Annotated in this window: 16 protein-coding genes; all 16 read right to left on the bottom strand. The window is 35.1% G+C overall.

The features are described 5' to 3' along the window. Positions 1-8 precede the first annotated feature (8 nt). The gene (locus AC2TDL_RS08410; RefSeq protein WP_484700231.1) at positions 9-731 is read right to left on the bottom strand and encodes a cytidylyltransferase domain-containing protein; all 723 of its coding nucleotides are present in this window, start codon (positions 729-731) and stop codon (positions 9-11) included. 439 nt (positions 732-1,170) lie between these two features. Continuing rightward, positions 1,171-1,629, bottom strand: a complete 459-nt coding sequence (locus AC2TDL_RS08415) for a GNAT family N-acetyltransferase (protein ID WP_484700232.1) — start codon at positions 1,627-1,629, stop codon at positions 1,171-1,173. A gap of 204 nt (positions 1,630-1,833) precedes the next feature. Then, the gene (pseB, locus tag AC2TDL_RS08420; RefSeq protein ID WP_484700234.1) at positions 1,834-2,811 is read right to left on the bottom strand and encodes a UDP-N-acetylglucosamine 4,6-dehydratase (inverting); all 978 of its coding nucleotides are present in this window, start codon (positions 2,809-2,811) and stop codon (positions 1,834-1,836) included. Continuing rightward, entirely contained in the window at positions 2,789-4,648 is a 1,860-nt protein-coding gene (locus AC2TDL_RS08425; protein ID WP_484700236.1) for a motility associated factor glycosyltransferase family protein, read from the bottom strand. The genes pseB and AC2TDL_RS08425 overlap by 23 nt, the downstream gene beginning before the upstream one ends. A gap of 116 nt (positions 4,649-4,764) precedes the next feature. After that, a complete protein-coding gene (locus AC2TDL_RS08430; protein WP_484700238.1) occupies positions 4,765-5,574 on the bottom strand; it encodes a flagellin N-terminal helical domain-containing protein in 810 nt (269 codons plus the stop codon). Positions 5,575-5,703: 129 nt separating this feature from the next. Further along, positions 5,704-6,096 carry a hypothetical protein gene (locus AC2TDL_RS08435; protein ID WP_484700241.1) on the bottom strand — a complete coding sequence of 131 codons (393 nt, stop codon included), beginning with the start codon at positions 6,094-6,096 and terminating at the stop codon, positions 5,704-5,706. Next, positions 6,089-6,478: a flagellar export chaperone FliS gene (gene fliS, locus AC2TDL_RS08440; RefSeq protein WP_484700244.1), complete on the bottom strand. Its 390-nt coding sequence runs from the start codon at positions 6,476-6,478 to the stop codon at positions 6,089-6,091. The genes AC2TDL_RS08435 and fliS overlap by 8 nt, the downstream gene beginning before the upstream one ends. A 39-nt stretch (positions 6,479-6,517) precedes the next feature. Further along, on the bottom strand, positions 6,518-8,146 hold the full coding sequence (fliD, locus tag AC2TDL_RS08445) for a flagellar filament capping protein FliD (protein WP_484700246.1): 1,629 nt from the start codon (positions 8,144-8,146) through the stop codon (positions 6,518-6,520). A gap of 22 nt (positions 8,147-8,168) precedes the next feature. Continuing rightward, positions 8,169-8,537, bottom strand: coding sequence for a flagellar protein FlaG (locus AC2TDL_RS08450; RefSeq protein WP_484700248.1), 369 nt, complete (start codon positions 8,535-8,537; stop codon positions 8,169-8,171). Between the two features lie 15 nt (positions 8,538-8,552). Continuing rightward, entirely contained in the window at positions 8,553-8,804 is a 252-nt protein-coding gene (csrA, locus tag AC2TDL_RS08455; protein ID WP_484700250.1) for a carbon storage regulator CsrA, read from the bottom strand. Then, a complete protein-coding gene (gene fliW, locus AC2TDL_RS08460) occupies positions 8,791-9,252 on the bottom strand; it encodes a flagellar assembly protein FliW (RefSeq protein WP_484700252.1) in 462 nt (153 codons plus the stop codon). The genes csrA and fliW overlap by 14 nt, the downstream gene beginning before the upstream one ends. A 41-nt stretch (positions 9,253-9,293) precedes the next feature. Beyond that, entirely contained in the window at positions 9,294-10,196 is a 903-nt protein-coding gene (flgL, locus tag AC2TDL_RS08465; RefSeq protein WP_484700254.1) for a flagellar hook-associated protein FlgL, read from the bottom strand. Between the two features lie 8 nt (positions 10,197-10,204). Continuing rightward, positions 10,205-11,788, bottom strand: a complete 1,584-nt coding sequence (flgK, locus tag AC2TDL_RS08470; RefSeq protein ID WP_484700257.1) for a flagellar hook-associated protein FlgK — start codon at positions 11,786-11,788, stop codon at positions 10,205-10,207. A 33-nt stretch (positions 11,789-11,821) separates the two neighbouring features. Continuing rightward, positions 11,822-12,334 (bottom strand): flagellar protein FlgN, encoded by a 513-nt coding sequence (locus AC2TDL_RS08475; protein WP_484700260.1) that lies wholly within the window; start codon positions 12,332-12,334, stop codon positions 11,822-11,824. A gap of 18 nt (positions 12,335-12,352) precedes the next feature. Then, positions 12,353-12,613 (bottom strand): flagellar biosynthesis anti-sigma factor FlgM, encoded by a 261-nt coding sequence (gene flgM / locus AC2TDL_RS08480; RefSeq protein WP_484700262.1) that lies wholly within the window; start codon positions 12,611-12,613, stop codon positions 12,353-12,355. Positions 12,614-12,704: 91 nt separating this feature from the next. Further along, on the bottom strand, positions 12,705-13,127 hold the full coding sequence (locus AC2TDL_RS08485) for a TIGR03826 family flagellar region protein (protein ID WP_484700264.1): 423 nt from the start codon (positions 13,125-13,127) through the stop codon (positions 12,705-12,707). Between the last annotated feature and the right edge of the window lie 86 nt (positions 13,128-13,213).

The following is a 13,213-nucleotide window of genomic DNA, read 5'->3' on the forward strand; positions in this document are numbered from 1 at the left end:
CCTTATTATTAAATTACAGGTTTTTGTTGAACATGAGCATTAAGACAAGCTATTTTCGGATTATCTAATAAATATTTAATAACTCTCTCGCTTGGTATATAAGGATCATTAAAATGTTCTGCTACCGTAGATATTAACTTAAAATCTTCAGCCGTATCTAGCGTAATTCTTAATTCTGGATGTACTCGATTGTTAGGTGGCTGATAGGTAACTCTAGTAAACTGATCCTTAAATTCATATGCATAATATGTCACATGTTCTCTATGTCGTGGTTCATGTCCATTTTGATTAATATATTGCAAGGCAGAATAGGTTATCACTTCCATTGCTAGCCCCCTAGGCAATGTTTTCCCTAAATCTACAATGTCTACTTTATGTTGTTGAGCTAGTTGAAGCATCTGCTCTCCCATTTTCACATCTACAAACGGACAATCAGCCGTAACCCTTATCACATAGTCTGGAGCATACGGCTTAGCAGCTTCAAGATACCTGCTGAGAACATCTTCTTCCGAGCCACGATAGCAAGGAATTTTATTTTTAATGCACCAAGTTTCTACTGCATCGTCCTGAGACACTTTTGAAGTTGCAACAATAACTTCATCTATACCAACCATAGAACGACATCTCTCAGTTACATAATGTAAAACAGTGTGATTACCAAGCGGCAATAAGATCTTACCCGGTAACCGCGAAGAACCCATTCTAGCTTGAATAATTACTATAGTCTTCATAAAATAACACCCAATCTTGTAAATGCTAATTTGCGTTTTCTAAAATGATTGTACATTACGAAATAATAAACGAACAATCTTTTTACTTCAGGTAAGTCATAAAGGCACTAATCTAATATCTAGTTTGGATAAATTTCTTCCTTATTAGAATTAATCAAATCAATGAAATATTAAAAAATAGAGTATGTCATAATACCATACCCCTTTCAACAGCAATAATACATTTTATTTTCATATTAATAATAATATACGTTAAAATGACTTCAATTCTAAATTCTGATACATAAAGCATACTAGATAGTAAATAGTACCTCTCCACGACCTTAGCAGTATTGTTTATATGTCTCTCCTAGAAGAAGTAAAATTATACATACATCTTCTACAAGTCTATTATATCCGGAATCATAAAATTAAATAAAAATGGAACATTTAGATACTCTTAATATAGAACTTTAGTATATATACACTTGTCCTCTTTTACTTGTTTTATATACCCGTTAACCTCAAAACATTTACAAGATGCTAAATTTTGTTGTTTAACCTCAGCTACTATCTCAATAGGTAGAATATTCTTTGTTTTTTTTAACAATTCGTCTGTTATAAATATTATTTGTCTTCCATATCCTCTTTTACGTGCATTTGGTGCCACTTGAAAACTTAATAAATATTTATCTTTATCCGTTGCATCTAGTCTGACAATACCTATTGGCATGTCTCCATCATAAAAAATATAAAAAATACAATTTGGATCTGTTATTTTTTTATTAAACCATGTGACATGATCTTCATACTCTATTCGAGCTACGTTAAAAGACTGTTTTCTGGTTTCAGCGTCATTAACCCACTCGAAAATAAGATCAACATCTTTATTTTCTATTAATCTAGCTCTTATCCCCATATTTTAACCTCTATCTATTATTGATTAGAAAAAAGTTTATAGCTTTAAATCAATCAAATTATATGATTATTAATTAGGAATGTAACCATAAATAAACATTATAGAAGATGGGAATTGTAATCAACGACTCTAAAACTTTTTTTTAATTTCTATTTCAGACTGGTTATCTAACAAAAATGCAATGCAGAAGACAATCTATATAGCTTACTTAAACTCTATAAGTCGTTTAAGTTCATCTACAGATAACCATACCGTATTTTTATCACTTGTATAAGAAAAGCCTTCTGGTAACTCCTTACCGCCATTTGAATATTGTTTAGACCACCATGAAAATTCTGGTTGTATAACATAATAATCTTTAAATTCAACTGTATGTCTTGCATCATCTTCCATAATCATAGCTTCATGAAGCTTTTCTCCTGGACGAATTCCTATAATTTTAATTTCACATTCTGGAGCGATTGCTTTGGCTAGATCAGTAATTCGCATACTTGGAATTTTAGGGATAAAGATCTCTCCACCATACATTCGATTCAAGCTGTCAATAACAAATTGAACCCCTTGATCTAATGTAATCCAAAAGCGCGTCATCCGCTCATCTGTAACTGGAAGTACACCTGTATGCTTAATACTATAAAAAAAAGGAACGACACTTCCACGACTGCCAACCACATTTCCGTAACGCACTACAGAGAAGCTAGTACGCTTATTTCCAACATATGAATTAGCTGCGACAAACAATTTATCCGAGGCCAGCTTAGTGGCACCATACAAGTTAACAGGACTGCATGCTTTATCTGTTGATAAAGCAACAACTTTTTCAACTCCACAATCAATAGCAGCTTCAATAACATTCTGTGCTCCGTGTACATTCGTTTTAATCGCTTCAAAAGGGTTATATTCACACGCATCTACATGCTTCATTGCTGCTGCGTGAATGACAATATCTACATCATTAAAAGCACGATACAAACGCTCTTTATCTCTTACGTCACCTATAAAAAATCGAAGCTTATTAGTATCTTCAAACTTCTTTTTCATTTCATATTGTTTTAATTCATCTCGACTAAATACAATGATTTTCTTAGCTTCTAGCTGTAAAGCTCTTTCTACAAATTTATATCCGAAGGATCCCGTTCCCCCTGTAACTAAAACTGTTTTATCCTTTAATGGATTGATCATCACATTCACCTATTTCCAAACTTTTTATTTCGTCAATAATTTCATTGCAGGATTGAATGATAATTTCGATGTAAGGTACTACGATTTCGTTTAGCAATCTTGCTTTTCCGATCATCGTAGGCTCACTTTCAATTTTAATTACTTCTCTATCGTAATTTTTTGTAGCAATACGATTCCATGCAGTAATGATTGTTTTAAACAATTTGTGCTCAGTCACCTTAGAAAATTCTCGTTCTAACTGAGCTAATAAATTCATAGCTTTGTTTTGATTTTTTCTTGAAAACTCGTCAAATTTATGCACAAGCTTTAAAGAGGATTTTGCAGTGTAAATAATATCATTACACGCAACAGCAAATTTTTCTAATCTTTCTGACAAATCTACAAAATTATTTTTAGTAGGCTCATTTATATCAAATTCTTTTTTTATATCAGAAAAATCATAAACATGTGATATATATTTAACTGCTTCAGTAAAAGGAATAAAGTCTGCTCCGTTTATTTTCGCACCTAATGAAGAAGTATTGATAAATGTAACTCCGTCAATTTGTGAAATTAAGTTTTCTATATTTTCCAATGCGGATTTCATTGATAAATTCGTTTTATTTTTTGAGCCACTTACATTTTCTACCATTAAACTACTTGTGGCAATTTTATTAGCGGCCTTTTTGCCATCGATGTGCTTGGCTCCCTTTGCATAATAGTTCTCATTTGGAAACGATAAATCTTGCCCTGCTAATAATATTGTTGTCGCACCTACATATTTAGCTAATTGAATAGCCGTGCCTGTTACAGAGTTTGTTGGATGGAATTTATAATCAATATTACAATCTGAAAACAAGTAATTTGTTATCGGGTCATTTGTAAAAAATGCAAATGCAAGATTATTTACACGCTCATTTACTATCTGATAATGAATTTGTGGAATAAATACTAATGGAATATCAGTAGCTTCTACATTTTTAAACACTTTTGCATTTGCTTCTCCAGGATCCATTGACACAATGATATGAGGCTCAAGACCAAAATAAAACAAAGACTGAATACTTGAACCTGCAGCAATTATAAGCAGTTTATCTCGGAATTGTTTAATATGTTCAATATCAATTTCTAAAGATGGACCCGCACCTACAATTAATGCAGTGCAATCTTTATATTTATTTTTTAGCTTCTCAACTGAGATTGAATTTTGAATATGTTTCAGATTTCTAATGCTGTTACGGTATGGAATAGAGCCAAAAGTATTTTCAAAACTAATTTCGATTAGCATAGATTCCCGCTGAATATAGTTAAAATCAAAGTATTTTCTCATCGTTTCAATATTAATTTGAGCATAGTAAGGAATAACAACATCAATTTTAGGATTACTTGAGTACGTATTAACTAAAATATGAAACTTTTTGAGATCATTATCATTTTTCCCTAAACTCAACATTTTAACTTGAGGATGCTGTAAAAGCTGATCAATGTTAATAATCTTTAAAGCCTCAACAAAAATATCAATTTCAGGTTCTATAATATAAAAATTCAGCTTAGAATTAATTTCTATTAACTTAGCTAAATGATGACTAAGTCCTAAACCATACATAACAACATCATAGCACCCATGCTCTAGTACACTATGATTTGATAGCCAATCATTAACATCTTTTCCTGTTTGGTCATATAAATACTTTATTTCATCATCAAATGCAAATGTTAAATTGACCGCTCCATTATCTCTTACAACCAACTTACATTTCTTCTCGTTTTGATTTTTTAAATATTGCTGTATTTGCTCAAACATCTCTTTATTATTTTGATAGAGATAGTACAAATTATCTTGAAGTAAGTCAGTCATATTAACCCCCCATCTTCATTGTGATTCACGTTGACACTATATACTATATATCGACAAAATTATAGTATTTATTAATAAAAAAAGCTGCCTTTCGGCAGCTTTTTTATTGGTAATTCTTAGCCAAGAAGCTTAAGAACGTTTTGTGGTACAGAGTTAGCTTGTGCAAGCATAGAAGTACCAGCTTGAACTAGAATTTGGTTTTTAGTGAAGTTAGTCATTTCTAGAGCCATATCAGCGTCAACAATACGAGAGTTAGCAGCAGATAGGTTTTCTGCGTTAACACCAAGGTTGTTGATAGTGTGCTCTAGGCGGTTTTGAACAGCACCGAATTTCGCACGTTGTTGAGAAACTTTCTTGATAGCATCTTCAAGTTTTGTAATTGCGGCACTTGCATTAGTAGCTGTAGATACGCTTAGACCAGATACGCCTAGGCTGCTAGCTTTCATGCTTTGAGTAGAAACAGCGATAGTTGCGTTAGCTTTAACACCAACTTGGAAAGAAATAGATTTGCTAGAAGTCAACAAGCTGATACCGTTGAATGTAGTACGGTCAGCAATTGCATTGATTTCTGAAAGCAATTGGTTAACTTCCAATTGGATAGCACTGCGGTCAGCAGAAGCATAAGTACCGTTTTTCGCTTGGTTAGCTAGAACGTTCATACGTTGTAGCATTGCATGAACTTCAGTAAGCGCACCCTCAGCAGTTTGGATCAAAGAGATACCATCTTGAGCGTTACGTTGTGCTTGGTTAAGACCGTTGATTTGGAATTTCATTTTTTCAGAGATTGCAAGACCTGCAGCATCGTCAGCAGCACGGTTAATGCGGTAACCTGAAGAAAGTTTTTCCATAGTTTTGTTCATTGCAGTGTTGTTTGCAGATAGGTTACGATGAGCGTTAATCGCACCTACGTTAGTGTTAATAAACATAGATATCATCCTCCATGATAGTTTTTATCCCACATCCTTGTGGTCACAATATATATATCGGAACAATCTTTAATATTGTTTATAGTTAATCAGAAAAAATTTAATATTTTTATTAGCTTTTGTCGACATTTATTGTCTTTTATCGAAGTAATAGGAAATAATGTCGCTGTCACGAAGATTGCCATAAGTCTGTATCGTTTTACGTTGAAGAGATACTTGGCGTAGTGATTTAGTATCTTCTTGGTACCAACTTTGGATAATAGCATACAATTGATCATTCAGTTGCTGTAAACGTTCAATGCTGCCAATTATCTCTCTGTTGACATCGTCAAATGAAGTTAATGGTTGTACGCTTAATCGTTGATCAATTCGCTGCTTATATTCATGTTTCTTGCTTTCGAGCTCTTCAAGCTCTCTCAATTGCTCATCATATCTATTCTGCGAAGCAATTTCGATTTGTTGCTCGAAGATACTTATTAAATTTGAGTAATCATCCAACAATGCTTGCTTAGCATCAACCATTAACTCGCACGTCCTTACCGATTTGATCCCATGCTGATTTTATCTCTGTAATAATTTTTATTACTTCGCGCAAAGGTTCCGTTTTCATTTCAATGCTGCTGCGATTTGATAATTCAATAACATAGTTATACAGAGAATATAAGCTTTGAGCAATTTCCTTGCCTTCTTTAAAATTAAGACAAGAGATCAGCTCATAAATAATGTCCTGAAGTCGTTTAATCGACTCTCCTTTACCTTGCACATTATTCTGTTCAATATATTCTATGGATTGATTAGCAAAACGAATTGCTCCATCATAGAGCATGGAAATCAAACGATGCGGCGAAGCTGTAGTATATTTATTTTTCTGGTATGCTTGATATCCTGCTAAATTAGCATTCACGGTGTTCTCACCTCTCAATTTACACTACTTGTAAATTTACTATGATTTCGATTTAGTTAAGCTTTCAAATTGAGAAGTCAACCAATCTTTGGTGCTGTTCAATGTCGCTAACATTTTCTCCATATTGTTATATTGCTGTTTTAAACGCGCCTCTTTCATTTGCAAGGAACGATCCATTGCTTCAAGTTTTTCATCAACACGTTTTAACTCCGCATCATATCCGGCAATTTTAGTTTGCATAATTCCCTTTGTCGACGAAGTCCATGTGTTTGCAATCGTATCCGACATGCTTTTAGCTACAGTATTAACGATCGTTGTTACTTTAGAAGGATTTTCTGTTATTTTCGAGATAAATTTTTCTCGATCAAACGTAATTGTCCCCGTCATACTACCGCCATAGCTAAGCGCATTTTTATCTATACTTAAACCAATTTCCTCCATAAAGCCTGCAGATGTTGCCTGGTTAAATATGCTGTTTAATCTGCTGCTAATGTCTTTAAGGACAGAATCACCTTGCAATGGATTAATAACGCCCTCTTGTTCAGGTTTTGCCAAATTTGAACGCACAAACGAAATTACAGAGTTATAGGCATCAACAAAAGCTTGTACTTTATCTGCAATTTTGTCATTATCAGCAGATACTGTTATGGTTGCTTTTTCGCCAGTTGCTTCTTCATCGATTGTAAAGCTTAAACCTGGAATAATATCGGATATCTCATTAGAATCCCATGTATATTCCACTCCATTGACTTTGAAAACTGCTGATTGACCAACATTGTTCGTAATATTTTCTAGAGGATCCCTTGTAGTGTAAGAGATACCTTGAATGTCTACATTACCAGAATCATCTTTACTAGCGAACTTGATATTTCCACCTGAAATATATGCAGTTGCATTCGTATCTTCTGAATTGTCATTAATATATTTAACAGCTTTCTCAGCTTTCTTAATAATTTCTTCATCACTTAAATCAGTAATATCTAGACCGGAAAAATCGAGATTACCAATTTTTAAATTGCTCGGTTGGTTTTTAATAGCATCTAAAAAATCATTTTTGTCTACAGAATAAACATTATTACTTGAAATGTTTATTTTTTGAATGTCTTTGCTAGTCAATTGAACTTTAAATCCACCATTGACATCATCTTTTAGCATGGTCATTGTTGCATTTGCAGATTTTGAGTTAGAATTTATATAATTGGCAATGGTGCGTAATAAAGTTTCATCATTTGTCGTGCTGTCGATTCCTAAATCGTTTCTCAATGACGCATCAGAAAAATCGAGATCGCCAATTTTTAATTTTCCATATCTCGCCGCTTCAAGAAAGTCATTACTCAATATTTCAGCATTGCCTAATTTAACACCTCGTGTCACTTCAATATTGTATTTACCAGGTATTGCTGTATCGCTAGCTTTTACACTGATACCATTATTAGAAGAAGTAGCTTTATAAGCTTTTAAGTTAAATGAATATTCCAAATCAAACAAAGCACTATCCAATGATTTAAGCTTTGTGTTTAATTGTCTAAACACTTCTTGCTCTTGCTCTAATCGCGTCTTCTTATTCTCTAAATTAGTATAAGGAATACGTTCAGCTTCCATTAACGCCTTTACAATTTCAGTAGTATCTAATCCAGAACCTGACAGACCGCTAATCGTTAAACCCATAGTAATTCCTCCTCATCACGCTTTATCTTTTTTCATCGATAAAAAATCCAACCATTTCTTTAAGCTTTGCTGCAAGCTCTAGCATATGTTCTGCTGGAATTGTTTCCAAAACTTCATTACTTCGTCTATCAACTACTTCAACATAAAATTGCTCAGCATCCTCATTAAATTTCATGCGAAGCGAGTGATTTAGTGCTTGCAACTGATTGTTTTCTTTTTCCAGTTCTTTAATAATTTTTTCTTTATTGCTTTGCGAAGTTGAGATAGCCTCAGCTTGATTTCCTTTAGCCCCCAAAGTCAAATCGCCATCACTTGCTGTCTGTTTACGTATGCCTGACACTTGACTCCAATCAATTGAGGTTCCATCCATACGATTGATTGAATCAAACACGGTAATTCCTCCTTTTTATTGTTTTGGTTCAGTACTTCCGCCTTGCTTTAACTGCTTAATCAATTCCTTGGCATCCTTGCCGATTGATAATACAGATTGTATATTTTCAGCCTTAATCGCATCATATACTTCTGAGCGTAAAATTTGTACCTGCTTTGGGGCTTTAAAACCAAGTTTAATGCTATCTCCTTCTACAGCTAGCACATGAACTTCTATATCATTGCCAATCCGAACAACTTCTCCAACCTTACGTTTAAGTATCAGCATTTTCCGCACCTGCCAATATTAATCGTTCTCGTACACTAATTGCATCATCATTGATGACATATTGGCATCCTTTCTGCGTATTAGGCACAATTAGAATTGGAGCTTTTGAATTAATATATGGTTGCTCATCGATAAAGCGCAGGATATAGAAAGATATCACATCTTCAGGCTTTTGAACACCAAGCTCCTGAATCGTAGATTCGTTAATATGGAAACCGTTACGATTAGCACTCATAACAGCCGGCAGTAGTAATAAGCTCATTTCTTCCTCAAAGGACTGTAATACAAATAATGATGTATCCTCGTAAGGCAAGAGAGCAAATCGATTCAGATGAGAGAAACCGACAATACCTTGTTCGAACTCATAGATCTGATGCTGTTGAGGACGAAGCTCTCCATAAAGTTTACTTTTAATAACGATCTCTGTCATAGTTTCTTCACTCATCATCCAAATCTCCAATCCTTGAATGTTATAACCACTATGTCATGCTATAAATAGTTTAGCATAGTCATTTGAGATACTCGTGCACCCATTGCTAGCGAAGCTTGAAGCACGTTTTGTTTAAGCTGAAGTTGAATAATCGCATCTGCCATATCAACATCAGCTACTGATGATCTTAGAGTCGTTAAACTAACTTTTTCATCACCGATACGACTTTCTATCAATTCAAAGCGGTTCATTCTTGCTCCCACTTCTGCTAGGTTAAGTGATATTCGATCAATTGCCGCATCAATCTTATTTAAGCTTCCAGAAAGCGCAGTCCGCGCAACATTATCATCATTTGTTGCAAGGTGAGCTGCAATATCGTCAAATAGTTTGAAAATATTATCGGCTGCACCTGCTTTACCAAACACTTGTTCACCAGGAATACTTACTGCAACCTGAACAGATGGACTTACACTTAAATAATAAATTCCACTATTTGTAGATTCATTTGCTGCATTAGCTGATGTGTACGGAGAAACATCTGTTTTTTGACCGTTGAATATATGTCGTCCATCATATGTGCTATTGCCTATCGTTACCATTTGTTCACGCAATTGAAGCACTTCGAGTCTAATCTGCTCTCTAACATCCTCTGTTATCGTTCCATTGGCTGCTTGGTTCGTCAAAACGCTAAGACGTTGTAATACATCCTGCGCTTGCTGCAGCACGGTATCTGTTTGACTTAGCCAGCCGTATCCTGTTTTTGCATTAGATAAATATTGCTCGTTACGTGCAAGCTCTGTTGTATAACGCATTTGATATCCAATACCAACCGGATCATCACTCGGCTTACTAATTCTCTCGCCTGTAGAAAGCTTATTTTGCCATTCTAGTATTGCTCCATTGTTATTACGCAAATTACTCAATAGCTGAGTACTTGACATTGCAGTTGTTACTCTCATCATCTAACCTCCTATCGTCCAACTACGCCCATATTATTAATCACGCGATCCAGCATTTCATCAATTGCTGTAATATTACGTGCTGCTGCATTATACGCATGCTGAAAACGAAGTAAATCAGTTAATTCTTCATCAATACTTACCCCGCTTACCGATTGTCTGCGAAGCTCAACATTATCAACCAGATCAGTGCTTCTTTCATAATTCGTTTTTGCCTGCTCTGCACGAGTACCTAAACCACTGACAAATGCTCGGAAATAATCGTCCGTAGTACCAGAAGATAGTGAAGTTAACGATGATGGGAACGTAAATTTCGCATCACGCAATGTCGATAAAGCTAATGCCACATCACTATTACCTTTAATTGGCGTTTTATTATTTCCAACCTGTATATATTGTCCAGACGCCGCAACTTTATTTGTATCCGCTAAAATAACCGAATTAACCGCAATATTATCAAGCGTGAACGAAGCCGTATTATCTTTTGTAACAAAGAATGAAATTCCTGTTTCTACAGGGTTGTTAATGGTGTAACCTAACTCATGAACTCCGTTAAAACCATTCACTTTAAAAGTTACGCTTGAAGTAATATTTGAACCTGCAGGAATTTGCGATCCTGCCGCATAATTTGTTACAACACCGTTATCATCGGTTACTTGAACATCATTTTCTGCCACCATAACAGATGAAGTGCGATAGCCGTTCGGCATTGTAATTTCAATTTCACCGCGAACAAGCGTGTCAACTAAGGCATTCAACTGACTGCGTACAAGTTCAATCTCTTCAAGTGATCTTGCGTAGCCAGCAACTTCGCCTCCTGTAAAGTTTGCTCCACTAGTAATTGGAGTAACCTGATCGCCTGCAACCACCTGTGCTCCACCGACAAAAATATTTAACATGCCATTGGCATCCTCGGTATATTGAACATCAACAATCTTCGATAGTTGATCGACTAATACATCTCGCTGATCGCGATAGTCATTAGCGTTATCACCCAATACTTCCGTTTTACGAATAACTTCATTTAATTGGGCAATTCCTTCTAACAAATTGTTTGCTTGAGTTATTTTAATATCAACATTACTTGCAATGTCGCTTTCTAATGTAGTTAGTGATGAGCCGATTTTTGCAAATGTATCTACAAGGTTCTTAGCATTTTCAATAAAATCAACTCGTGCACTTAATAGATTCGGATCGCGATTTAATACTTCAAGGGAATTCCAAAATTTATCCATAACTGCACTTAAACCATTATCGGATGGTTCGTTGATAATAGACTCGATCGATTGCATTGTAGAATTCAGCACCGTATAATAACCAAGCTCTTGATTTTCACGACGATATTGCAAATCTAAATAGCTGTCTCGCACACGTGTTACACTGCTGTACTCAACACCTGTACCAATCTGTCCTGGTGTGTTTGGACGAGTAAATCCAGGAACATAAACAGGATCAGCACTTTTTAAGTTAACGCGCTGTCTACTGTAACCTTCTGTTGATGCGTTAGAAATATTATTACCAACCGTGTTTATCGCTACAGCTTGCGTAAGCACTGAGCGCTTACTTGTTTCTAATCCATGAAATGTAGAAACCATTTCTTACCTCCTCCAAATTCTCATCATTACTGTCTACCATTTACGATCATATATTCCAGTTCGTTTTTGCGTTTCATAACTTCTTTGTGTTGGCGGCTTGTACGTCACTTCGTCCTCAGGCGGCCCACAAATGACATCAAGCGAGAAGTCCACATATTCCAACGAAATTTGAATGAGCTGTTGATTCGTTTCATTAGCTTGCCGCAGCTTCGTCGTTATATTAGCCAGTTCCCGCTGTACTTGCGCTAGTTCTTGCTTCTGCTCTGGATCTGTTAATAACTGTACCATTTCTGATATTGTCATCTTCAGCTTCGGTCTAAAGCCGAGCTCACGCTGCAGCTTTGTTAATAATGAGCGAATTCCACTTTCCAGATCAGGAACAGGCTTTATTGCTTTACTTTCTTTCATTGTCAGCATATTTATCATTTCAATATTGTTATTGATAATTGCTGACTTTTTTTCATCGGCAAGCGTAAACAATGCGCGATAGATAAGCAGTAAATGCTTCAACTGTTGTATGAGTAATGAAAAGGTGGATTGTTCCATAGTTGGACCTCCACGACATTATTTAAAGAAAGGAAGCAGTTTTTCTGCAAGCTTCCCAGCTTCAACATGATACGTTCCAGTTTGAACAGCTTGCTTTAATGCTTTAATTTGTTCAGCACGCTCAGTACTTTCAGCACGACTGCTTTCTAAAAGCTCTTGTGCAGCCTGTGAAATTTGCACTTCGTCCTTTCTTGCTGTCCGTGAACTTTTTTGTTGGTGTTCCACTTGACTTTGGTATTTGTTTAAATTAGATACCCGATTTATATCATTAATCTTCATATTGCTCACCTCATTATATCCAAACTAAAAAGCCGATAACTACTAATAGTATTATCGGCTAATTTACAACAATTATTTATAGCGATTCAATCTAACTACGTTCTTTATACTGTTTAATTCCTTGATAAACTTCTTTAATTTGTTCTGCTTGTTCAGGTTGCAACTTATTCTGTTCAGTGTCATGGAAAATATTTTTAGAACCATTAATTAACCGTTTTCGACAACTGTCACATAAATTGTTCGATTGAATTAATACGCCACATGACTCACAAGGATAAGATAAGTTGGGCGCATCCATCAATGAAATTCGCCCTTCGCGTATAAATCTAGTAATCTGCTTAATAGATACTTCAGTAGCTTCAGATAATTCTGTAATTGAAGCACCTCTGTGTTCACGTAAATATTGGGCGCATTTCTCGTATAGTTTATCTATTTCACGGACACAAGCAGGACATACATCATGAATTCCTTTCACAAAAACTTTACCGCAGCGAGGACAATTGTCTAATTTCATTTCAATTCCTCCTTTGCCTTTTACTATATTAATATAATTATATTATCGTAAAATCAAATAGTTTTCATTAATTCATTGGCATTAAT

The organism is Paenibacillus sp. plas6, from assembly GCF_057221655.1.